Origin of the sequence: Eubacterium sp. LMAG:50 (assembly GCF_008680265.1) — a bacterium.
Taxonomy (GTDB): domain Bacteria; phylum Bacillota; class Clostridia; order Lachnospirales; family Lachnospiraceae; genus Eubacterium_U; species Eubacterium_U album.
Map to the genome: position 1 here is coordinate 1,254,945 of NZ_NALP01000007.1, position 22,795 is coordinate 1,277,739.

General features: G+C 33.7%; 22 protein-coding genes. 21 read left to right on the plus strand and 1 reads right to left on the minus strand.

Features of this window, described 5'->3' with window-relative positions:
- Positions 1-84 precede the first annotated feature (84 nt).
- From dnaK to thiI, 7 genes are all read left to right on the plus strand, one after another.
- Positions 85-1,968, plus strand: a complete 1,884-nt coding sequence (gene dnaK, locus CCC31_RS10750) for a molecular chaperone DnaK (protein WP_022089238.1) — start codon at positions 85-87, stop codon at positions 1,966-1,968.
- 182 nt (positions 1,969-2,150) lie between these two features.
- The gene (dnaJ, locus tag CCC31_RS10755; protein WP_022089237.1) at positions 2,151-3,302 is read left to right on the plus strand and encodes a molecular chaperone DnaJ; all 1,152 of its coding nucleotides are present in this window, start codon (positions 2,151-2,153) and stop codon (positions 3,300-3,302) included.
- A 356-nt stretch (positions 3,303-3,658) separates the two neighbouring features.
- A complete protein-coding gene (locus CCC31_RS10760) occupies positions 3,659-4,546 on the plus strand; it encodes a fibronectin type III domain-containing protein (protein WP_022089236.1) in 888 nt (295 codons plus the stop codon).
- 256 nt (positions 4,547-4,802) lie between these two features.
- Entirely contained in the window at positions 4,803-5,765 is a 963-nt protein-coding gene (gene prmA / locus CCC31_RS10765) for a 50S ribosomal protein L11 methyltransferase (RefSeq protein ID WP_290851495.1), read from the plus strand.
- Between the two features lie 14 nt (positions 5,766-5,779).
- Positions 5,780-6,517: a 16S rRNA (uracil(1498)-N(3))-methyltransferase gene (locus CCC31_RS10770; RefSeq protein WP_290851497.1), complete on the plus strand. Its 738-nt coding sequence runs from the start codon at positions 5,780-5,782 to the stop codon at positions 6,515-6,517.
- Positions 6,518-6,526: 9 nt separating this feature from the next.
- Positions 6,527-7,681, plus strand: coding sequence for a cysteine desulfurase family protein (locus CCC31_RS10775; protein ID WP_290851499.1), 1,155 nt, complete (start codon positions 6,527-6,529; stop codon positions 7,679-7,681).
- Positions 7,682-7,693: 12 nt separating this feature from the next.
- Positions 7,694-8,878 (plus strand): tRNA uracil 4-sulfurtransferase ThiI, encoded by a 1,185-nt coding sequence (thiI, locus tag CCC31_RS10780; RefSeq protein ID WP_290851501.1) that lies wholly within the window; start codon positions 7,694-7,696, stop codon positions 8,876-8,878.
- A gap of 62 nt (positions 8,879-8,940) precedes the next feature.
- Here the strand turns inward: thiI and CCC31_RS10785 are convergent, their stop codons facing one another.
- Positions 8,941-9,171, minus strand: coding sequence for an HPr family phosphocarrier protein (locus CCC31_RS10785; protein ID WP_022089231.1), 231 nt, complete (start codon positions 9,169-9,171; stop codon positions 8,941-8,943).
- 116 nt (positions 9,172-9,287) lie between these two features.
- Here CCC31_RS10785 and mtaB point away from each other — a divergent pair, with 116 nt between their 5' ends.
- From mtaB to CCC31_RS10855, 14 genes are all read left to right on the plus strand, one after another.
- The gene (gene mtaB, locus CCC31_RS10790) at positions 9,288-10,628 is read left to right on the plus strand and encodes a tRNA (N(6)-L-threonylcarbamoyladenosine(37)-C(2))-methylthiotransferase MtaB (RefSeq protein ID WP_290851503.1); all 1,341 of its coding nucleotides are present in this window, start codon (positions 9,288-9,290) and stop codon (positions 10,626-10,628) included.
- Between the two features lie 59 nt (positions 10,629-10,687).
- A complete protein-coding gene (locus tag CCC31_RS10795) occupies positions 10,688-10,948 on the plus strand; it encodes an IreB family regulatory phosphoprotein (RefSeq protein WP_022089229.1) in 261 nt (86 codons plus the stop codon).
- Between the two features lie 131 nt (positions 10,949-11,079).
- Positions 11,080-11,499 carry a Holliday junction resolvase RuvX gene (ruvX, locus tag CCC31_RS10800; protein ID WP_022089228.1) on the plus strand — a complete coding sequence of 140 codons (420 nt, stop codon included), beginning with the start codon at positions 11,080-11,082 and terminating at the stop codon, positions 11,497-11,499.
- A 339-nt stretch (positions 11,500-11,838) separates the two neighbouring features.
- Positions 11,839-12,090 (plus strand): DUF1292 domain-containing protein, encoded by a 252-nt coding sequence (locus tag CCC31_RS10805; protein ID WP_022089227.1) that lies wholly within the window; start codon positions 11,839-11,841, stop codon positions 12,088-12,090.
- A gap of 38 nt (positions 12,091-12,128) precedes the next feature.
- Positions 12,129-13,790, plus strand: coding sequence for a ribonuclease J (locus CCC31_RS10810; protein WP_022089226.1), 1,662 nt, complete (start codon positions 12,129-12,131; stop codon positions 13,788-13,790).
- Between the two features lie 14 nt (positions 13,791-13,804).
- Positions 13,805-14,197 carry a hypothetical protein gene (locus CCC31_RS10815; RefSeq protein WP_022089225.1) on the plus strand — a complete coding sequence of 131 codons (393 nt, stop codon included), beginning with the start codon at positions 13,805-13,807 and terminating at the stop codon, positions 14,195-14,197.
- An 11-nt stretch (positions 14,198-14,208) separates the two neighbouring features.
- A complete protein-coding gene (locus CCC31_RS10820) occupies positions 14,209-14,856 on the plus strand; it encodes an O-methyltransferase (RefSeq protein WP_022089224.1) in 648 nt (215 codons plus the stop codon).
- A 2-nt stretch (positions 14,857-14,858) separates the two neighbouring features.
- Positions 14,859-16,094: a U32 family peptidase gene (locus tag CCC31_RS10825; RefSeq protein WP_022089223.1), complete on the plus strand. Its 1,236-nt coding sequence runs from the start codon at positions 14,859-14,861 to the stop codon at positions 16,092-16,094.
- A gap of 77 nt (positions 16,095-16,171) precedes the next feature.
- Positions 16,172-16,804 (plus strand): RNA polymerase sporulation sigma factor SigK, encoded by a 633-nt coding sequence (gene sigK / locus CCC31_RS10830; RefSeq protein ID WP_022089222.1) that lies wholly within the window; start codon positions 16,172-16,174, stop codon positions 16,802-16,804.
- Between the two features lie 41 nt (positions 16,805-16,845).
- Positions 16,846-18,372, plus strand: a complete 1,527-nt coding sequence (locus tag CCC31_RS10835) for a YifB family Mg chelatase-like AAA ATPase (protein ID WP_022089221.1) — start codon at positions 16,846-16,848, stop codon at positions 18,370-18,372.
- Positions 18,373-18,391: 19 nt separating this feature from the next.
- On the plus strand, positions 18,392-19,483 hold the full coding sequence (gene dprA, locus CCC31_RS10840) for a DNA-processing protein DprA (RefSeq protein WP_290851511.1): 1,092 nt from the start codon (positions 18,392-18,394) through the stop codon (positions 19,481-19,483).
- A gap of 27 nt (positions 19,484-19,510) precedes the next feature.
- Positions 19,511-21,595 carry a type I DNA topoisomerase gene (topA, locus tag CCC31_RS10845; protein WP_290851513.1) on the plus strand — a complete coding sequence of 695 codons (2,085 nt, stop codon included), beginning with the start codon at positions 19,511-19,513 and terminating at the stop codon, positions 21,593-21,595.
- Positions 21,596-21,964 carry a VOC family protein gene (locus CCC31_RS10850; protein WP_117909907.1) on the plus strand — a complete coding sequence of 123 codons (369 nt, stop codon included), beginning with the start codon at positions 21,596-21,598 and terminating at the stop codon, positions 21,962-21,964. It begins immediately after the preceding gene.
- A 10-nt stretch (positions 21,965-21,974) separates the two neighbouring features.
- Positions 21,975-22,667 (plus strand): MBL fold metallo-hydrolase, encoded by a 693-nt coding sequence (locus CCC31_RS10855; protein ID WP_260978561.1) that lies wholly within the window; start codon positions 21,975-21,977, stop codon positions 22,665-22,667.
- The last annotated feature ends 128 nt before the right edge of the window (positions 22,668-22,795 follow it).

Sequence of the window (22,795 nt, forward strand, 5' to 3'; positions counted from 1 at the left end):
TTACAAATAAGAAATTATTTAACATATATTTGAACTCGGAAAACCGAGAAATAAGAAAATTATCAATTTAGGAGGAAATATATCATGGGAAAGATTATTGGTATTGACTTAGGAACTACAAATTCATGTGTAGCAGTTATGGAAGGTGGAAAACCTACAGTTATTACAAATGCAGAAGGTGTTAGAACAACTCCATCAGTAGTAGCATTTGCAAAATCAGGTGAAAGATTAGTTGGTGAAACAGCTAAACGTCAGGCAGTTACAAACGCTGACAAGACAATCTCTTCAATTAAGAGACATATGGGAACAGATTACAAAGTAGCAATTGATGATAAGAAATATACACCACAGGAAATTTCAGCAATGATTCTTCAGAAGTTAAAAGGTGATGCTGAAGCTTACTTAGGTGAAAAGGTATCAGAAGCTGTTATTACAGTACCTGCTTACTTCAATGATGCACAGAGACAGGCAACAAAAGATGCAGGTAAGATTGCAGGACTTGATGTAAAGAGAATTATCAACGAGCCAACAGCTGCAGCATTAGCTTATGGTCTTGATAATGAAAAAGAACAGAAGATTATGGTATACGATTTAGGTGGTGGTACATTTGATGTATCTATTATCGAAATTGGTGATGGTGTAATCGAAGTATTATCAACTTCAGGTGATAACAGACTTGGTGGTGATGACTTTGATGAAGCAATTACAAATTATATGATTTCTGACTTCAAGACAAAGACAGGTGTAGACCTTACAACAGATAAGATGGCACTTCAGAGAATTAAAGAAGCAGCAGAAAAAGCTAAGAAGGAACTTTCTTCAGCAACACAGACAAACATTAACATCCCTTACATTACAGTAACAGCTGAAGGACCACAGCATTTTGATTTAACTCTTACAAGAGCTAAATTTGATGAATTAACAAGAGCATTAGTTGAAAGAACAGCAGTTCCTGTACAGAATGCATTAAGAGATGCCGGAATTACAGCAGCTGAACTTGGAAAGGTATTATTAGTTGGTGGTTCAACAAGAATCCCTGCAGTACAGGATAAGGTTAAACAGCTTACAGGTCATGAACCATCTAAGAGTTTGAATCCTGATGAATGTGTAGCAATCGGTGCATCAATTCAGGGTGGTAAACTTGCAGGTGATGCAGGCGCAGGCGAAATCTTACTTCTTGATGTTACTCCACTTTCATTATCAATTGAAACAATGGGTGGTATCGCAACAAGATTAATTGAAAGAAATACAACAATTCCTACAAAGAAGAGCCAGACATTCTCAACAGCAACAGATAACCAGACAGCCGTTGATATCAACGTAGTACAGGGTGAAAGACAGTTCGCAAGAGATAACAAGAGCCTTGGACAGTTCAGACTTGATGGAATCCCACCAGCAAAGAGAGGTGTTCCACAGATTGAAGTTACATTTGATATTGATGCAAATGGTATCGTAAATGTTTCAGCTAAGGATTTAGGAACAGGAAAAGAACAGCACATTACAATTACAGCAGGTTCAAATATGTCTGATGAAGATATCGATAAGGCTGTAAAAGAAGCTGCTGAATTTGAAGCACAGGATAAGAAACGTAAGGAAGGCATTGATGCTAAGAATGAAGCTGATTCAATGGTATTCCAGACAGAAAATGCTTTGAATGAAGTTGGTGATAAGATTGATGCAAATGATAAGGCAGCAGTTCAGGCTGACATCGATGCATTAAAGGCTGTAATTGCTGAAATTACAGATGACCAGAACATCACAGATGCTCAGATTGAAAGCTTAAAGAATGGAAAAGAAAAATTAATGGAAAGCTCACAGAAAGTATTCTCAAAGATGTATGAACAGGCTCAGGCACAGGCTGGAGCACAGGGAGCAGGTCCTGATATGGGAGCACAGGGAGCTTACCAGGATCCTAATGCAGGAGCTGGAGCAGATGATGTAGTTGATGGTGACTACAAGGAAGTATAATCTGAATACACATATAGCACTGGGTTATAGAATATGATAGAATGTATCCCGTCCGGGTTTAGCCCGGACGGGTTTTACAAGTTATTTATACTAATATAAAAATAATGAAAATAGGACTAGGGTATGACATCCGTGTTTTATTTGCAGATTATTTATTCATACTAATATGAAAGGTGATAAAAATGGCGGAAAAAAGAGATTATTATGAGGTATTAGGCGTTGATAAAAATGCTGATGAAGCCACAATAAAAAGTGCATATAGAAAATTGGCTAAGAAATATCACCCGGACGTAAATCCTGGGGAAGAAGCTGCGGCGAAGTTTAAAGAAGCATCAGAGGCATATGCTGTACTTAGTGATGCTGATAAGAGACGTCAGTATGATCAATTTGGTCATGCAGCATTTGATGGAAGCGCAGGAGCAGGAGCCGGAGGATTTGATTTTAATTCTGCAGACTTTGGAGATATATTTGGAGACATATTCGGAGATATATTTGGCGGAGGCAGACGTAGTTCAAGAAACAGCAATGGTCCTATGAGAGGAGCAGATATTCGTGCTTCAGTCAGAATAACATTTGAAGAAGCTGTATTTGGATGCGAAAAGGAATTAAGTCTTAATCTTAAAGATGAATGTACAACATGTCATGGAACAGGTGCAAAGCCTGGAACACAACCTGAAACATGTAGCCGATGCGGAGGTAGAGGTCAGGTAGTTACAACACAGCAGAGCTTCTTTGGAACAATGCAGAATATTACAACATGTCCTGAATGTAACGGAACAGGTAAGGTTATAAAGGATAAATGTACAACATGTCACGGTACAGGATATACTTCAAGTCTTAAAAAGATTGCAGTTACAATTCCGGCAGGTATTGATGACGGACAGAGTGTAAGAATCAGAGAAAAAGGTGAACCTGGAAGAAATGGCGGACCAAGAGGAGACTTATTAGTACAGGTTAGAATTATAGGCAATCCAAACTTCCAAAGAAATGGAATGGATTTATATACAAATACATCAATCTCATTTGCACAGGCAGCAATAGGAGGAGATGTAAGAGTTAACACTGTAGATGGAGATGTATTGTTTAACATAAAACCGGGAACACAGACAGGAACAAGAATCAGATTAAAAGGAAAAGGTGTTCCAAGTATTAGAAATAAAGCGGTTCGTGGTGATCAATATACAACTTTGATTGTAAGAGTACCTGAAAAATTGACTCATGAACAAAAAGAGTTAATTAAACAGTTAGACAAAATATCAGGAAATACACTAAACCAAAGTGAAGATGAAAAGCCAAAGAAAAAGAGCTTTAAAGATAAATTTAAACTAGATTAAGAGATTAGAAAAAAGAAATATTGCGGATATAAAAGTAAAATTGCTTTTATATCCGTATTTTTATATATTAAAAATTTGAAAAAAATTTTATAAGTTAGAAAATATTAAAACAATCATTTAAATAAATAAAGAAGAAATAAGTAATGTATATATTAAATTAAGTAACAATAAAACAAGAAAAAATTGCAAAAAAAAGTTTTTGTGAACAATAAAACCAATGAGAGTAATCACTAATAGTCAAATTGTACAAAAACAAGCAAAAAAATAAGCGGTTTATAATAAAATATGTTGACTTTTGAAACGTTTTTAACTATACTGACTGTATAATAGTTATAAAGTTCAGGAGGAAAATTGAAATGAGAAAGAATTTAAAGAAAATCGCCACATTAGCAATGGCAGCAGCAATGGCTATCGCAGTAGTACCTGCAGTACCAACTCAGGCAGCTAAAACAGAATTAATTAAGAATGAATGGGACAGTTACTTTGGTGCTTCATCAGGATGGGCTGAAGGAGCAGAAGGAGCTTTGACAGAAAATTCTAAGTCATCTTGGACAGCCGATATGGATTCAATTGGCTGGGGTGGAATCTGGGGAGCTCAGATTAAGAATGAAAACCTTAAGTACCAGAAAGGCCAGTCATATACAGTAAGTTGTAAACTTAAAGCAACTAATTTAGATAAATGGGTTCTTGTTAAGGTTGAAGGAGATGATCCTAATGCATACGAACCTGATAAGGCTCCATTAGCATTTAAGTGGGTACAGTTACAGCAGGATAAAGAACAGACAGTAACATTAGATTTTACTTTGGCTAAGAATTATAGTGGACATCTTTCATTATACTTTGGCGTTGGCGGAGAAATGGGTGACAGAGAAGATGAACAGTTAGCAGGTCTTTACAATGGTTTAGTTACATTACCAAAGGATGGAGATCCTACATTTTCATCATCTGTAAAATGTTCTAACATTTCAGTAAAACAGGTTGCTACAACAATTAAGAAAGTAAGAGCTAAGAAAGGCGTAGCTAAGGTTACTATTAACAAGAGTGCAGTAGCAAAGAAATATGTTGTACAGTATTCAACAAAGAGCAGTATGGCTGGTGCAAAGAAAGTTGTTACGGCTAAGACAAATGCAACATTAAAGAATCTTACAAGTGGAAAGAAATACTACGTTAGAGTTGCTGTTGTAAACAAGAATGGAAAGCAGAGCAAAGAATGGAGTGCTAAGAAAGTAGTTAAGGTTAAATAATTAAAGCTACATATATAAACTGTTTGAATTGCAATAATAAATAAACGAGAGAAACCTTATAATTAGGAAGAATTCCTTTTTATAAGGTTTCTTTTATATTGGCGTGCCCGGCGATGTATGTTCCACTTTGTGACATACAGTTTATGGAGAAATAAAAAGTGAAAAGGCTGAAAGGGATATTTATGAAAGGTTGCATTAAAAAGTTTTAGCGTTTATAATAAAATGATGTTTTGTGGTTTAAGAGAGGATTTTATTTATGAAATGGAATAAATATACGTTAAAAACAACAACAGAAGCTATAGATTATATAAGTGGTTTGATGATTGAACTTGGTATAGATGGAATACAGATAGAAGACAATGTGCCTTTATCAGAAGAGGACAAGAAGGCAATGTTTATAGATTATCTTCCAACACTTCCTAAAGATGATGGAACAGCATATATAAGTTTTTATACAGAGGAAGATAATGACGATGAAGCATTACTTCATAAAGTTAGAGAAAAATTAAAAGAAGCATCATTATTTATAAATGTTGGAGAGGGAACAATAGAAAAAGATATAACAGAAGACATTGACTGGGTTAATAATTGGAAACAGTTTTTTAAAGCTTTTACTGTAGGAGAATTTTATATTAAACCTACATGGGAAGAAATTGATGAAGCTCATAAAGATATGAAGATGATTGAAATTGATCCCGGGACTGCATTTGGAACAGGAAAACATGAAACAACTCAACTTTGCATCAATCAGCTAATAAAATATGTAAAACCTGGTGATACAGTACTTGATTTAGGATGTGGAAGCGGTATCTTGTCTATAGTTGCAAAAAAATTAGAGGCAGGTAAAATGGCAATGACTGACATTGATCCGGCTGCAATTACTGCATCAAAAGAAAATTTCCAGGTAAATCATATTGCGATGGATGACATTGATTTGTATGATGGAAATATTATAGATGATGAAGAATTACAGAAAAAAGTCGGATTTAATAAATATGATGTAGTTGTTGCAAATATATTAGCAGATGTAATTATTCCAATATCAGCAATCGTAGATAAATTCTTAAAGAAAGGTGGAATATTTATTTCATCAGGGATTATTTACATGAAAGAAGAAGATGTAGTTGATGCCATAAAGAAAAATCACAAATTAAAATTTATGGAAACAGTAAATCAAGGTGACTGGCGTGCAATTATGGCACAGAAGATTTCAGATTAAAAGAGTGGTATAGAATGTATAGATTTTTTGTTAATGCCGAAAATATATTAGAAGATACTATTTTAGTTACAGGTAGTGATGTTAATCATATAAAAAATGTTCTTCGTATGAAAATCGGAGAAGAAATCCTTATTAGCGATGGAAATGATAAGGAATATGTCTGCAGTATTTTAAATATGGATGATGAAAAAGTTGAAGCAAAAATATTAGATATAAACGGACCGGGAAGAGAATTGCCTATAAAAGTATATTTGTTTCAGGGATTGCCTAAAGGCGATAAAATGGAAACAGTAATACAGAAAATGGTAGAACTTGGAGTTTATGGAATTGTGCCGGTAAGTACAAAAAGGTCAATAGTAAAGTTAGATGCAAAAAAGGCAGCCAATAAAGTGAAAAGATGGAATGCCATTTCAGAAAGTGCAGCAAAACAAAGTAAAAGAGGAATAATTCCTAGAGTAAATGATGTCTGCACATTTAAACAGGCAATCGATATGGCTAAAGAATTAGACATGATTATAATGCCGTATGAAGAAGCAGATGATATGGAAAAGACAAGAAATATCATTAGAGGCTTAAAAAAAGACACATCTGTTGGAATTTTCATAGGACCTGAGGGAGGATTTGCTAAAGAGGAAGTAAATGCCGTTATGGAGGAAAATGGAACTCCAATAACTTTGGGGAAAAGAATTTTAAGAACTGAAACGGCAGGCATGGCTATTATGTCAGTAATTATGTTTATGATGGAAGAATAAGGAGCAAAAATGGAAGCGTATTTTGATAATTCAGCCACAACAGTAGTGACAGAAAATGTAAAAGATATAGTTGTAAAAGTTATGACGCAGGATTATGGAAATCCATCATCTATGCATATGGTAGGTGTAAATGCTGAAAAATATATTAAGCAGGCCAAGGAAAATATATCAAAAATATTAAAAACAGACCCGAAAGAAATATATTTTACATCAGGTGGCACAGAGTCGAATAACCTTGCAATAATAGGAAGCACTAAGGCAAATAAAAGAGCAGGAAATAGAATAATAACTACAAAAATTGAACATTCTTCTGTTGCGGCAACGATGAAATACTTAGAAGAACAGGGATTTGAGATTGTATATCTACCTGTAGATAACAAAGGCATTGTAGCTATGGAAAGCCTTAAAAATGCTATGAATGAAAATACAATTCTTGTTTCTGTTATGTTTGTAAATAATGAAGTAGGTGCAATAGAACCTATTGAAGAAATTGGAAAATATATTAAGTCAGTAAAAAAAGATGTTGTATTCCATGTTGATGCTATTCAGGCATTTGGCAAGTTAGACATAAAACCTAAAAAGCTAAATATAGATATTCTTACTGTAAGCGGACACAAAATTCATGGACCAAAAGGTTCAGGATTTATATATATAAAAGACAAAACAAAAATATCACCAATTATATTTGGTGGCGGACAGCAAAAAGGAATGCGTTCAGGTACAGAGAATGTGCCTGGTATTGCAGGAATTGGTGAAGCGGCAAGAGCAGCTTATGAAAATTTTGATGAAAAGGTGGACAAACTTATTTCCTTAAAAGACAGACTTATTGATATTTTAAATGAAATGGAAGATGTTACTGTAAACAGTCAGAAAGGAAAACAAGGTGCACCGCATATTGTAAGTGCAAGTTTTAAAGGCGTAAGAAGTGAAGTACTTCTTCATGCGTTAGAAGAAAGAGGAATTTATATATCAGCCGGCTCAGCATGCTCATCTAACAGACCGGCAGTAAGTGCTACTTTAAAAGCTATGAACATAGATAAAGATTTGTTAGAATCAACTGTAAGATTTAGCTTTAGCACATTAAATACTATTAAAGAAATAGAATATTGTGGGGAACAGTTAAACAGCTTGTTACCTATGCTAAGAAAATACGTTAGAAGATAGAAGGAGAGTAAAATGACACAATCACTTTTGATTAAATATGCCGAGATTGGCATAAAGGGAAAAAACAGATATTTGTTTGAAAATGCCCTTGTTAAACAGGCAAAGATTGCATTGAAACGTGTAGATGGAGAGTTTATTGTAACAAAAGAAGCAGGAAGAATTTATGTTACTACAGAATCTGACTGCGATATGGATGAAGCAATTGAAGCATTACAATATGTGTTTGGTATTGTAGGCATTTGCCCAATGATGCAGATAGAGGACAATGGATTTGAAGATTTAGCTAAACATGTAATAAAACATATCGAACATAACTATGAAGATAAAAATCTTACATTTAAGGTTGCAGCCAGAAGAAGCAGAAAGAATTATCCAATGGATTCCATGGAAATTAACATGGAAATGGGAGGCGTAATTTTAGATGCATTCCCTGAAATGAAGGTGGATGTTCATAATCCTGATATTGTAATTAATATCGAGATAAGAAATAAAATTAATATTTATTCAAAGATAATTCCGGGACCGGGTGGAATGCCTGTTGGAACAGCCGGAAATGGTATGCTTTTATTATCAGGAGGAATTGATAGCCCTGTTGCAGGATATATGGTTGCAAAACGTGGAGTGCATATTGATGCAGTATATTTCCATGCACCACCATACACATCTGAAAGAGCAAAACAGAAAGTTGTCGATTTGGCAAAAATCATATCAAAGTATACAGGACCAATGAATTTATATGTAGTTAATTTTACAGATATACAGATGTATATTTATGACAAATGTCCACATGATGAGTTAACTATCATTATGAGAAGATACATGATGAGAATTGCAGAGTATTTTGCAAATAAAGAAGGCTCATTAGGACTTATAACAGGAGAAAGTATAGGACAGGTTGCAAGTCAGACAATGCAAAGCCTTGCAGCTACAAATGAAGTATGTACTATGCCGGTATTCAGACCTGTAATTGCATTTGATAAGCAGGAAATAGTAGATATTTCATTAAAGATTGGAACATATGAAACATCTATCCTTCCATATGAGGATTGTTGTACAACATTTGTTGCTAAACATCCGGTTACTAAACCAAATATTAATATTATTAAAAGATCAGAAACACATTTGGAAGAAGAAATTGACAGAATGTTTAAGGAAGCAGTTGAAACTGCAGAATTAATCGAGATAAGAAGAGACTAATTAAATAAAAAAGAGGGTAATAAAAAAGCAGGCAAACCTGCCTGCTTTTTTAGCAATATCAATTATACAAGATATGGCTTTAAAACATCTAAAATAGCGTTAACGTCATCTTCGCTATGGATGTTTAAGTCAATTGGTTTAGAAAGATCAAGACTGAAAATTCCCATAATTGACTTTGCATCAATTACATAACGACCTGATACTAAATCAAAATCAGAATCAAATTTTGTTATGTCATTTACGAAAGCTTTTACTTTATCAATTGAATTTAAGCTGATTGTAACTGTTTTCATAATAAATACCTCTCTTAAATATATTTTTATACGTCAATATTAACACGAGGCTGATAATAGGGCAATGATAAAAGTATACAAAATTTAATCAAAAAAATTGTTTGGAGTTTGTAAAAATGTTAAAAGTAGCATTACATAATTTAGGATGTAAAGTAAATGCATATGAGACTGAGGCAATGGCACAAAAGCTGGAAGATGCCGGTTACGAAATTGTACCATTTAATGAAAAGGCCGATGTGTATATTATAAATACATGTTCAGTTACAAATATGGCAGATAGAAAATCGAGACAAATGCTTCATAAAGCTAAGAAAATGAATGAAGATGCAGTAGTAGTTGCAGCAGGATGTTATGTTCAGACAGCAACAGAAAAATTGTTAGAAGATTTGTCTGTTGACATTCTTATTGGAAATAATAAGAAAAAAGATATAGTTGAAGAACTTCAAAAATATTTTGATGATAACAAATATAATAAAAATGTAATTGATATAAATGCTACAAATGAATATGAAGAGTTAGAGCTGGCAACCGTAACAGAACACACCAGAGCTTATATAAAAATTCAGGATGGATGTAATCAGTTCTGTTCATATTGTATAATTCCTTATGCAAGAGGAAGAATCAGAAGTAGGGAATTTGACAATATAAAACAGGAAGTTACAGAACTTGCACAAAAAGGATTTAAAGAAATCGTACTTACAGGTATTCATTTAAGTTCATATGGCAATAATGAAAATAAATTAATAGATGTTGTTGAAATGATTGCAGGAATTGAAGGTGTTGAAAGAATAAGATTAGGTTCTCTTGAGCCAAATATCGTGACGGAGGATTTTGCAAAACGATTAGCAAAAGTTGAGAAAATATGTCCGCATTTTCATTTGTCAATGCAGAGTGGATGTGATAATACATTAAAAAGAATGAATAGACATTATACATCTGACGAATATTTTGAAAAATGCGAACTTTTAAGAAAATATTTTGACAATCCGGCATTTACAACGGATGTAATCGTTGGATTCCCAGGTGAAACGCAGGAAGATTATGAAATCTCAAGAGAATTTGTAAAAAAAGTAAGATTTTCAGAATTGCATGTATTTAAATATTCAAAACGAGATGGTACTGTTGCTGCAAAAATGGAAAATCAGATTCCAGAGCCTGTAAAGACAGAAAGAAGCGAGGATTTGATTAAAGTTGGCGAAAAGCTTACAATGGAATATAGAAGAAAATTTATAGGAAAAAAGGTAAGCGTATTGTTTGAAGAAATAATTAATGTAGCAGGAGAAAATTATTGGGTAGGTCACACAAAAGAATATATTAAGGTTATAATGAAGAGTGACAAAGACATATCAGGAGACGTTAAAAACGTTTCATTAATTGGATTCGCAAATGAGTGTTTAAATTGTGAAAATATTGAAAAAAAAGGTGTGGGCAAGGAAATAATGCTTGCCACAATATAAGTTTTATATTAGTATAAAGGTACATGGAAAATGCCAAAAGGGCAAAAGGACGGGATAAGATGAGTAATTTAGGAAACACACAATACTTCAAAGTTCCACAGGAACAGAAGTTAGGCGTTGAAGAAATTTTAGAAAGAGTATATCAGGCGTTAGCAGAAAAAGGATACAATCCGGTTAACCAGATTGTAGGTTATATTATGTCCGGAGATCCTACATACATTACAAGTCATAATAATGCCAGAAGCCTTATTATGAAAGTAGAACGCGATGAATTAATTGAAGAAACAGTTAAGTATTATATCAACAACAAATTAAAATAAGCAACGGCTATACAAATGGGAGTTTCATTGAAGAAACTCTTTTTTGTAGCAAAAGCCCGGAAATGCGACTGCGCTTGCGAGCCCACGGTTTGGCAGGGCTTATTCTGTATGCTTAAAGGAGAAATGTTATAATGAGAATATTAGGACTTGATTTTGGCTCAAAGACAGTAGGAGTTGCAATTACAGATCCGTTAGGGATGACTGCACAGGGCATGGAAATAGTGAGAAGAGAATCACCTAATAAATTAAGAAAGACTCTTTCAAGAATAGAGACAATTATTAAAGAAAATGATGTTGAATTAATAGTATTAGGATTACCTGTAAATATGGATGGAAGTTCAGGTGAAAGAGTTGAAAAGACAAAAGAATTTGCAGATATGCTTACACGTAGAAGCGGAGTGGAGATTATTTTTCAGGACGAACGATTAACAACGGTTGAAGCATATGAAATAATGAATGAAGCAGGAATAAAAAGGGAAGACAGATACAAATATGTTGACCAGATTGCTGCCACAATTATTCTAGAGGATTATCTTAATTCGCATCGTTAAAAGTTATATGGTAGGAATATGACTTTTCATAACAGACTATGTATAGATATTTTTATTAACTGTCAGGAAAAAATCATTAATTTGATGGAATGTACGCAGATAAATAGTTAGATTAATTAAAAAATGAAGGTATTATTTCGTGAAGGATAGGAATGTTTATAATTATAAATAATAATTATAAATGCCTAATTAAGTACTTTGCAGATACCAAAGTTAGTATAGAAAAGTAATAGGAGGAAACAAAATGAACGAAGTTCATTTTCTATAAATGTTTCCGACGAATAGCCGCCGACCGAAGGGCGGGGGCATTACATATTTTTCAGGAGGAGATATAGTCAAATGGATGGAAAGATAATTTTCAAAAATGAGCAGGGTGAAAATGAAGAATTCACAGTTTTATTAGAAACAAAAGTAAATAATATAAAATATATTCTTGTTGAAAAAGAAGATGAAGAGATAGCATATATTTTTAAGGACACATCAGATGATAGTAGTGAAGAAGCTGTTTATGAAGTAGTTTTAGATGAAGATGAAGTAGGATATATCGGAAAGATTTTTTCAGAACTATTAGAAGATGTAGATTTAGTATAATACGAATATGAACGGAGAAATATAGGAGGGAAATATTAATGAGCGAGACTGGAAAGTTGAAAATAATTCCATTAGGCGGTTTAGAGCAGATTGGAATGAATATGACAGCTTTTGAATATGAAGATGGCATAATAGTAGTCGATTGCGGATTGTCATTTCCGGATGATGATATGCTTGGAATAGATTTAGTAATACCGGACATTACTTATTTAAGAGAAAATAAGGACAAGATAAAAGGATTTTTTATAACACATGGACATGAAGATCATATTGGTGCGTTACCATATGTTTTAAAAGAAATCAGTGCACCATTGTATGCAACAAAACTTACAATGGGAATTATAGAAGGAAAGCTTGAAGAACATCAGATCAAAGATATAGTTAAAAGAAAAGTAGTTAAATATGGTCAGAACATAAACGCAGGTAAATTCAGAGTTGAATTTATTAAGACAAACCATAGTATAGCTGATGCGGCAGCATTTGCCATTCATACACCTGTTGGTGTTATTGTTCATACAGGTGACTTTAAGGTAGATTATACACCTGTATTTGGTGATGCAATTGATTTAGCAAGATTTAGTGAATTAGGAAAAAAAGGCGTATTGGCAGTTATGTGTGACAGTACAAACGTATTAAGACCTGGATTTACACCTTCAGAAAGTACGGTTGGTGCAACATTTGACCACATTTTTTCAGAACATCCTAAGACAAGAATTATTATTGCTACATTTGCATCAAATGTAGACAGAGTTCAGCAGATTATCAATTCAGCTGACAAATACAACAGAAAAGTTGTAGTAGAAGGAAGAAGTATGGTTAATATTATTTCAGTTGCAAAAGAATTGGAATATTTAAAGATACCTGATAATACATTGATTAATATTGAAGAAATGAAAAATTATACTGATGACCAGTTGGTACTTATTACAACAGGAAGTCAGGGAGAATCAATGGCAGCCCTTTCAAGAATGGCAGCATCACTTCATAGAAAAGTAAGTATTAAACCGGGAGATACTATTGTGTTTAGTTCAACACCTATCCCTGGAAATGAAAAAGCCGTAAGTAAAGTAATTAATGAATTATATATGAAGGGGGCAGAGGTTATTTTCCAGGATACACATGTTTCAGGGCATGCGTGTCAGGAAGAAATTAAATTAATATATTCTCTGTTAAAACCTAAATATGCAATACCTGTACATGGTGAATACAGACATTTAATGGTTCATGGACAGTTAGTTCAGAAATTAGGAATTCCTAAAGAAAATGTATTTATTATGAAATCAGGGGATGTTTTAAGTATTGATGAAAATGATGCAAAGATTACAGGAAAAGTCCCTGCAGGTTCCGTATTAGTTGATGGTCTTGGAGTAGGTGATGTAGGTAACATCGTTCTTAGAGACAGACAGAATCTTGCTGAAAACGGAATTATAATTGTGGTACTTACTTTGCAAAAATATACAAATCAGTTACTTGCAGGACCTGATATTGTAACAAGAGGTTTCGTATATGTAAGAGAGTCAGAAAATCTTATTGACGAAGCAAAGGAAGTTGTGGCAGAAGCATTAGACAACTGTTTAAGTAAAAACTCAGTTGACTGGGGTAAAATTAAAATGGTTGTAAAAGATAGTTTAGGTGAATATTTATGGAAGAAGATGAAGAGAAATCCAATGATTCTTCCAATAATCATGGAAGTTGAATAATCCGGGAGGAGCTTATGGTTAGGCGAAAAACATCAGAAGGCTTTGCAAGAGTTATGAGTAAAGTATTAAAGTATTTGGTGATGTTTGTTGTCATTTACTATTTTGCAGCAGCAGCTTTTGTATTTGGCAGACAGTTATTCACAGACAAGGGAGCAGCACCTGCACCTGGGATGGATATGACAATTGAAGTAACTAAGAACACATCAATAAAAGATTTTGCAAAGACATTAGAAGAATACGGAATTATAAATGATGATAAAGTATTATGGGTTCAGTCATTTATATATGAAGTAAAGGTTGTAAAGCCGGGAACATATACTTTCAATACTTCTGATAATGGCGAAGAAATATTAAAAGTTATCAAAAGTGAAGGTAAAACTGATGAAGAAGAGACAACAACGGAATAAGAGAGGTTGATATGATAGTAAATGAAAGAATTGTATCATATATGCATTCGTTGGAAAAAAATAATAGTCAGGTTTTAGAGCAGATAGAAATAGAGGCTCATAAGGACAATGTGCCGATTATCAGAAAAGAAATGGAAAGTTTCTTAAGAGTTATTCTGGCAATAAAAAAACCTAAAAGAATATTAGAGCTGGGTACTGCAGTTGGGTACTCAGCCATTTTAATTAGTGAATGTTTAGATGAAGATGGAAAAATTACTACAATAGAAAATTATGAAAAAAGAATTCCTATCGCAAAAGAAAATATAAAAAAAGCAGGAAAAGAAAATGTGATTACTCTTTTAGAAGGAGATGCGTTGGAAATTATGCCTACACTAAAAGATGATAGCTTTGACTTTGTATTTATGGATGCGGCAAAGGCTCAGTATATTAATTTTCTTCCGCATGTTTTAAGATTAATGAAAACAGGAGGAGTTCTGATTACTGACAATGTTCTTCAGGAAGGTGATTTGATAGAATCTAAATATGTTGTAAGAAGAAGAGACAGAACAATTCATAAACGAATGCGGGAATATATGTATGAAGTAAAAAATAATGAACAGTTAGAAACATCCATCGTTCCAATTGGAGATGGAATAACAATAAGTGTAAAGAAGAGATAAATATGAGAAATGTAGAATTATTAATTCCGGCAAGCAGTCTGGAAGTTTTAAAAACAGCAGTAAAATATGGGGCAGATGCCGTATATATTGGTGGAGAAGTATTTGGACTTAGAGCAAAAGCGAAAAACTTTTCATTAGAAGAAATGCGGGAAGGTGTAAAATTTGCACATGAACATAATGTGAAAGTATATGTTACTGCAAATATACTTGCCCACAATGCAGATTTAGAGCCTGTAAGAGCTTATTTTGAAGATTTAAAAACAGTAAATATGGATGCACTTATAATCGCTGACCCTGCAATATTTACAATTGCCAAAGAAATGCTTCCGGATACTGAAATTCATATCAGCACTCAGGCTAATAATACAAATTATGGAACATATAATTTCTGGTACAATCTTGGAGCTAAGAGAGTTGTAACTGCAAGAGAATTATCAATGAAGGAAATAAAAGAAATAAGAGAACATATTCCTGATGACATGGAAATCGAAACATTTGTTCATGGCGCAATGTGTATTTCTTATTCAGGAAGATGTCTTTTATCAAGTTTTATGGCAGGGCGTGATGCAAATAAAGGCGCATGCACTCATCCATGCAGATGGAAATATGCCGTTATGGAAGAATCAAGAGAAGGACAGTATATGCCTGTTTATGAAAATGAACGTGGAACATATATTTTTAACTCGAAAGATTTGTGCATGATAGAGCATATTCCTGAACTTATAGATGCCGGAATCGATAGTTTTAAAATAGAAGGAAGAATGAAAACTGCCCTTTATGTAGGTACGGTTGCAAGAACATACAGAATGGCAATTGATGATTATTTAGAAAGCCCTGACAAGTATTATGCAAACCTTGATAAGTACAGGGAGTTGATTTCACAGTGTACATTCAGACAGTATACAACCGGATTTTTCTTTGGAAAACCAGATGAAACAACACAGATATACGATAAAAATGTGTATGAAAGAAATTATGTTTATCTTGGACTTGTCGGAGAAAAGGTTGGGGAACATAAATACACAATAACACAGAAAAATAAATTCTGCGTTGGAGATACAATTGAGGTTATGAAAAAAGACGGAAGAGACATTGAAGTTAAAGTAATTTCAATTCAGGATGAAGAAGGAAACGAAATGGAAAGTTGTCCACATCCACAACAGAAGTTATTTATTGATTTAGGAATTGAATTAGAACTAGGAGATATTCTTAGAAAAAAAGATGTTGTAACAGCGTAAAATAAATAGGAAGTGACAGGCACCCGTTATGTGATTTGTGCATAAAATGTATAAAGCATGTGACGAGGTGCCTTTTTTTGAAGACATTTAAAGAGCCTTTGACACCAAAGGAAGAGAAAAAATATCTGGAAAGATATGCACAGGGAGATAAGCTGGCGAAGGATATATTAATAGAGAGTAATTTACGCCTTGTTGCACATGTGGCAAAAAAATATTCGGGTGAGAGAGATAATGAAGATTTAATTTCTATTGGAATAATAGGCCTTATAAAGGCAATAAATTCATTTGATATAAATAAGGGAAACCGTTTAGGAACCTATGCGGCAAAATGCATTGAAAATGAAATGCTAATGATGTTTAGAAATGAGAAAAAAAGAAGCAGGGACGTATCGCTAAATGAACCAATAGGAACAGATAAAGAAGGAAATACAATATGTCTTATAGATGTTGTTGAGTCAGATAATGAGGACGTAATAAGTAATATGGAAAGACAGGAAAATGTAGAAATGATTAGGGATATTGTAGAAAATAAACTGACCAAACGGGAAAGAGAAATAATAGAACGACGATATGGAATGAACGGGAGGGAGAGCGAGACGCAGAAAATAATTGGTATGGATTTAAACATTTCAAGGAGCTATGTAAGTCGTATTGAAAAGAGAGCATTAGAAAAAATAAAATCGACAATTGACTATTCATATAAAATGTGATAACTTATAACCTAAATAATAACGGAATGTTTGGAGGGTATATGGTTAGTAAAGTTAATTGTTGTGCAATTACGGGAACGGAAGTTTTACCGATTTGTGTTGAAACAGATGTATGTAGTGGCTTGCCATCATTTGATATGGTAGGCCTTTTATCGTCAGAAATAAAAGAGTCAAGAGAGAGGGTAAGAACCGCAATAAAGAATTCGGGATTTATGATTCCGCCAAGAAGAATAACGATAAATTTGGCTCCTGCGAATATAAGAAAATCAGGAACTTATTTTGATTTGCCAATATCTGCGTCGATTCTTAAAGCACTTGATATAGTAAAACAGGATGTCAGTAAATTTATGATTGCGGGAGAATTAAGTTTAAATGGAGATGTGATAAAGGTTAATGGAATATTACCTATGGTTTTAATGGCAGTGTCAAAGGAAATTAAAGTATGCATCATTCCTGAAGAAAATTATGGAGAGTGTGTAGCCATTGAAGGGATAGAGATAATAGGAGTGAAAAATCTTGCAGAATTAGTGTATGTGTTAGATATGAATCCTGATGAGTTGAGCGAGGAAATATTAAGGCAAAAAGCTAATTTTGAAGAAAAGAAGATTCAGGAAGAAATAGAGGAAAGTTATGATTTTGCAGACATTTGCGGACAGGAGCAGGGAAAAATAGGAGCGATGATTGCAGCAGCAGGAAGACACAATATGCTTATGGTTGGACCACCGGGCGCCGGAAAAACTGTAATAGCAAGGACTATTCCTACAATACTTCCTGATATGACATTTGAAGAGAGAATACAAATATCAAAGATTCATAGTATAGCAGGGAAATTAGATGGAAGACTAGTGGATAAAAGACCATTTTGCAGTCCGCATCATACTACAACGGTAACGGGAATGACGGGCGGCGGAATGAAACCAAAAGTAGGACAGGTTACCCTTGCTCATGGTGGAGTATTATATTTAGACGAATTTCCTGAATTTTCGAGAAATGTTATTGAAGCATTAAGGCAACCATTAGAGGACAAAAAAATTGTGCTTTCAAGAAATAGTGGAAGCTATGAATTTCCTGCAGATGTGATACTTATAGCATCAATGAATCCGTGTAAGTGTGGATATTATCCTGATAGAAACAGATGTAGCTGTACACAAAGGGAGGTTAATAAGTATTTGTCAAAAATAAGTGGACCTATATTAGATAGATTTGATTTATGTGTGTATTTAAACAGAGTAGAGTATAAGGATATTAAAAAAAGTGAAAAAACTTCAGAAAAGATGAAAGAAAGGGTTATTGCAGCAGCACAAATTCAAAGGGAAAGATATAAGAATGAAACAGTGTCTTACAATGGACAGTTAGATGGCAGAAATATTAAAGAATTTTGTAAATTAAATAAGCCTGAAGAAGAACTTATGGAACAGATTTTTAATAAATTTAAATTGAGCATGAGGGCGTATGGAAAGGTATTAAAAGTAGCAAGAACGATAGCAGATTTGGACGAGAGAAAAAATGTTTCAAAGGGCGATATATCAAAGGCTTTGACATTTAGAACTCCGGCTTGGATGAAGTAAAAAGGGGGATACTATATATATGGAAGAAAGAGATTATTTTGCAAGGATTTCAACTGTAAAAGATATACAATATACGAAGTTAAACAGACTGTTAAAAGGTGTAAATGGAATAGAAGAATTGTATCATTCAAGTGAGAAAAAATTACTAAATATGACAGATATTACAAAGAAAGATGTTGAGACAATTCTTAAGGCAAAGACTGAATTTGACAAAAACAGATTTTATGATGAATTAGAGAAGAATAATATAAAATTTGTCACAATTAAAGACGACGAATTTCCAGATAAATTAAGGATATTTGACCATAAGCCATATTTCCTTTTTTACAAAGGGAGTCTACCTGATAATGATAAAAAAACAGTTGCAATGGTTGGGGCAAGAGCGTGCAGTAATTATGGAAGAAATATGGCGAAAAGTATAGCTAAAGAACTGAGTGAAAATGGAGTGCAGATAATTAGTGGAATGGCAAGAGGAATTGATACATACAGTCAATTAGGAGCAATTGAAGGAGGAGAAAAAACTTTTGCAATTGTTGGATGTGGAGTTGATATTGTGTATCCGATAGAAAATATTGAACTTTATGAAAATATTATAGAATATGGTGGGATAATTTCAGAATATCCACCGGGAAGCAAACCTCTTAATTGGCATTTTCCGCAGAGAAACAGAATAATAAGTGGATTGGCGGATATAGTAGCAGTAATCGAGGCAAAAGAAAAAAGCGGTTCGCTAATAACTGTGGAATGGGCATTAGAACAGGGCAAAGATATTTACGCACTTCCGGGGAGAGTTGGAGACGCTTTAAGTGGCGGTTGTAATAGGCTTTTAAAGGTTGGTGCAGGGGTATTAACATCGGCAAAAGATATACTTGAAGAATTGCATATAGAAGAAAAAAATAGGGCTTCAAAAATAACGTCTCAAGAAAATTTACTTGAAAAAGATTTTTCCTTGGTGTATATTGAGTTAGGTTTACAGCCGATTAACATCTCAGAATTGATAGAGAAAACCGGCATTGAATATGAACGTTTATCAGAAATATTGTTACAGTTACAACTAGATGGAATGGTAGAACAACCAATGGAAAATTATTATGCAAGGGTTGTAGTGTGACATAAATAAAAATATAAAGGGGTAATTATGGCGAAGTATTTAGTTATAGTGGAATCACCGGCGAAAGTTAAAACAATTAAAAAATTTTTAGGAGCTAATTATGAAGTAGTAGCTTCAAATGGTCATATTAGAGACTTACCTAAAAGTACGCTCGGAATAGATATCGAACACGATTATGAACCAAAATATATAACCATCAGAGGTAAAGGTGGAAAACTTGCAGAATTAAGAAGACAGGTTAAAAAAGCAGATAAAGTATATCTTGCAACTGACCCTGACCGTGAAGGAGAGGCAATTTCATGGCATTTGGCAACAGCATTGAAACTTGACATGAAAAAAACAGCAAGAATAACATTTAATGAAATTACAAAGCCGGCAGTAAAGGCATCTTTAAAACAGCCTAGAGATATTGATATGAATCGTGTTGACGCACAGCAGGCAAGAAGAGTTTTAGACAGAATGGTAGGATATATGATTAGTCCGCTGTTATGGGCTAAGATAAAAAGAGGATTAAGTGCAGGTAGAGTACAGTCTGTTGCACTTCGTATGTTATGCGACAGAGAAGAAGAAATAAATTCATTTATTCCTAAGGAATATTGGGATATGAATGCAACTTTAAATGTAAAAGGAGAAAGGAAACCATTAACAGTTGAGTTTTACGGAGATGGAAATGGAAAGATGGAAATTACCGGAAAAGAACAGCTTGATGGTATTGTAAAAGAATTGCAGAATGCTGAATTTACAGTAAAGGATGTAAAGAAGGGAAGCCGTTCAAGAAAGAGCCCGGTTCCGTTCATAACAAGTACATTGCAGCAGGAAGCTTCAAAGACTTTGAATTTTTCAACTCAAAAAACCATGAGACTTGCACAGCAGTTGTATGAAGGTGTGGATATTAAGGGAAGAGGAACAATAGGTTTGATTACTTACCTTCGTACTGATTCTACAAGAATTTCAGATACAGCAGAAACTCAGGTTAGAGAATTTATAGACAAGACATATGGTGCTGAAAATATAACAAAAGAAGTTAATACAGGTAAATCTAATAAAAAGATACAGGATGCTCACGAGGCAATAAGACCTACAGATGTAAATATTACACCTGCTGAGGTTAAAGAACAGCTTAGCAGAGACTTATTCAGATTGTATCAGTTAATATGGAAGAGATTTGTAGCAAGTAGAATGGCAAGTGCCGTATATGAGACTACATCAGTAAAAGTTGCAGCAGACAAATACATTTTTAATGCTTCAACTTCAAAGCTTAACTTCCAGGGATTTATGCAGGTTTATACAGATAGTGACAGCGAAAAAGTAACAACGGATAATGTAATTGCAAAACTTACAAAAGAATCAGAATTGTCATTAGTTGAATTTAATGAAAATCAACATTTTACACAGCCGCCTGCTCATTTTACAGAAGCTGTACTTGTTAAGGCATTAGAAGAACAGGGAATTGGACGTCCAAGTACTTATGCTCCAACAATTACAACAATTATTGCAAGAAGATATGTTACAAAGGAAAAGAAGAATCTTTATGTAACAGAACTTGGAGAAGCGGTTAACAATGTAATGAAGACAGCATTTAGCGCAATTGTAGATTTGAACTTTACTGCAAATGTTGAATCACTTTTAGATATGGTGGAAGAAGGAAAAGTAGAATGGAAGACAGTTATAAGAAACTTCTATCCTGATTTAGATGCTGCCGTAAAGAGTGCTGAAAAGAAATTAGAAAAGATTACAATTGCTGATGAAGAATCAGACGAAATATGCGAAGAATGTGGAAGAAGAATGGTTATCAAATACGGACCGCACGGTAAGTTCCTTGCATGTCCGGGATTTCCGGAGTGTAGAAATACAAAACCATATCTTGAAAAGACAGGAATCCCTTGCCCTAAATGTGGAAAGGAAATTATTCTTAAGAAAACACAGAAGGGAAGAAGATACTATGGATGTATCGACAATCCTGAATGTGATTTTATGTCATGGCAGAAACCTTCTACAGAAAAATGTCCTGAGTGCGGTGGATATATGCTTGAAAAAGGAAACAAGTTAGTATGCGCAGACGCGACATGTGGATATGTTACAGATTTGAAGAAAAAAGAGGAAGTAAAATAGATGAAATTTAAAATGGTTCATGAAAACTACAATGTAGTTGACTTAGATAAATCAATGGAATTTTATTCAAAAGCTTTAGGATTAAAAGAATCACGCAGAAAAGAAGCAAAAGACGGCTCATATATAATTGTCTATATGTCAAACGAAGAAGCAGATTTTGAATTGGAATTAACATGGTTAAAAGAGTGGGAAGGAAATTATAATCTTGGAGATTGTGAATTCCATCTTGCATTTGAAACAGATGATATGGAAGCAGCTCATAAACTTCATGAAGAAATGGAATGCATTTGTTTTGAAAATAAAGAAATGGGAATTTATTTTATTGAAGACCCTGATGGATATTGGTTAGAAATTGTTCCAGCAAAATAGAGGTAAATGAATGAAGGTTACGTATTTAAAACATAGTGGTTTTATGGTTGAAAGCAGAAATTATATATATTTGTTTGACTATATTGGTGGAAACATAGATAAAGCCATAAAATCGGACAAGAAAATTTACGTAATGGTAAGCCATATTCATGATGATCATTTTAGTAAAATAATATTTGATATAGCAACTAAGCATGATAATGTAACATATATTTTATCTTACGATGTTGTTAAGAAAATAAAGAAAAATGCTGTGCTGTCAAAAATGGTTGAGCAACTTAATATAATAAGAGTTCAGGCTCATGAAAAATACAAGATAGATGATATAGTTGTTGAAACATTGAAATCAACAGATGAGGGCGTGGCTTTTATAGTAAGTGAAAAAGATGGAACAATATATCATGCAGGTGATTTGAACTGGTGGCACTGGGATGGAGAACCAAAATCCTGGAACCGAAATATGGAAGTTAATTTTAAAAGAGAGATTGATAGCATGAAGGGAAGAAAGATAGATATTGCTTTCGTACCGCTTGATCCAAGACAGGAAGAAGCCTATTATATGGGAATGGACTATTTTATAAAAAATGTTGGAGCAAATGAAATTTATCCTATGCATTTTTGGGGAGAACCTGAAATAATAGACAGATATAAAAATGAGTATGGTGGAGAAAACATAGTGAGTAAGGCAGTTTTTTGTAAATAAAAAGTGCTTGAATTATAAAATGACTTATGATAAGATGTCTAAGTTAGAGTAAACACGTTTGATGAAATCGGACCGGTGCCCATGCTCGGGGTTGTCCGATGAATTGGATTCAGACGGAAGATTAAAAC

What these genes read in the sequence shown, in the direction of transcription:
- dnaK (WP_022089238.1), top strand. Translation starts at nt 85, where the DNA reads ATGGGAAAGATTATTGGTATTGACTTAGGAACTACAAATTCATGTGTA.
- dnaJ (WP_022089237.1), top strand. Translation starts at nt 2,151, where the DNA reads ATGGCGGAAAAAAGAGATTATTATGAGGTATTAGGCGTTGATAAAAAT.
- CCC31_RS10760 (WP_022089236.1), top strand. Translation starts at nt 3,659, where the DNA reads ATGAGAAAGAATTTAAAGAAAATCGCCACATTAGCAATGGCAGCAGCA.
- prmA (WP_290851495.1), top strand. Translation starts at nt 4,803, where the DNA reads ATGAAATGGAATAAATATACGTTAAAAACAACAACAGAAGCTATAGAT.
- CCC31_RS10770 (WP_290851497.1), top strand. Translation starts at nt 5,780, where the DNA reads ATGTATAGATTTTTTGTTAATGCCGAAAATATATTAGAAGATACTATT.
- CCC31_RS10775 (WP_290851499.1), top strand. Translation starts at nt 6,527, where the DNA reads ATGGAAGCGTATTTTGATAATTCAGCCACAACAGTAGTGACAGAAAAT.
- thiI (WP_290851501.1), top strand. Translation starts at nt 7,694, where the DNA reads ATGACACAATCACTTTTGATTAAATATGCCGAGATTGGCATAAAGGGA.
- CCC31_RS10785 (WP_022089231.1), bottom strand. Translation starts at nt 9,171, where the DNA reads ATGAAAACAGTTACAATCAGCTTAAATTCAATTGATAAAGTAAAAGCT.
- mtaB (WP_290851503.1), top strand. Translation starts at nt 9,288, where the DNA reads ATGTTAAAAGTAGCATTACATAATTTAGGATGTAAAGTAAATGCATAT.
- CCC31_RS10795 (WP_022089229.1), top strand. Translation starts at nt 10,688, where the DNA reads ATGAGTAATTTAGGAAACACACAATACTTCAAAGTTCCACAGGAACAG.
- ruvX (WP_022089228.1), top strand. Translation starts at nt 11,080, where the DNA reads ATGAGAATATTAGGACTTGATTTTGGCTCAAAGACAGTAGGAGTTGCA.
- CCC31_RS10805 (WP_022089227.1), top strand. Translation starts at nt 11,839, where the DNA reads ATGGATGGAAAGATAATTTTCAAAAATGAGCAGGGTGAAAATGAAGAA.
- CCC31_RS10810 (WP_022089226.1), top strand. Translation starts at nt 12,129, where the DNA reads ATGAGCGAGACTGGAAAGTTGAAAATAATTCCATTAGGCGGTTTAGAG.
- CCC31_RS10815 (WP_022089225.1), top strand. Translation starts at nt 13,805, where the DNA reads ATGGTTAGGCGAAAAACATCAGAAGGCTTTGCAAGAGTTATGAGTAAA.
- CCC31_RS10820 (WP_022089224.1), top strand. Translation starts at nt 14,209, where the DNA reads ATGATAGTAAATGAAAGAATTGTATCATATATGCATTCGTTGGAAAAA.
- CCC31_RS10825 (WP_022089223.1), top strand. Translation starts at nt 14,859, where the DNA reads ATGAGAAATGTAGAATTATTAATTCCGGCAAGCAGTCTGGAAGTTTTA.
- CCC31_RS10835 (WP_022089221.1), top strand. Translation starts at nt 16,846, where the DNA reads ATGGTTAGTAAAGTTAATTGTTGTGCAATTACGGGAACGGAAGTTTTA.
- dprA (WP_290851511.1), top strand. Translation starts at nt 18,392, where the DNA reads ATGGAAGAAAGAGATTATTTTGCAAGGATTTCAACTGTAAAAGATATA.
- topA (WP_290851513.1), top strand. Translation starts at nt 19,511, where the DNA reads ATGGCGAAGTATTTAGTTATAGTGGAATCACCGGCGAAAGTTAAAACA.
- CCC31_RS10850 (WP_117909907.1), top strand. Translation starts at nt 21,596, where the DNA reads ATGAAATTTAAAATGGTTCATGAAAACTACAATGTAGTTGACTTAGAT.
- CCC31_RS10855 (WP_260978561.1), top strand. Translation starts at nt 21,975, where the DNA reads ATGAAGGTTACGTATTTAAAACATAGTGGTTTTATGGTTGAAAGCAGA.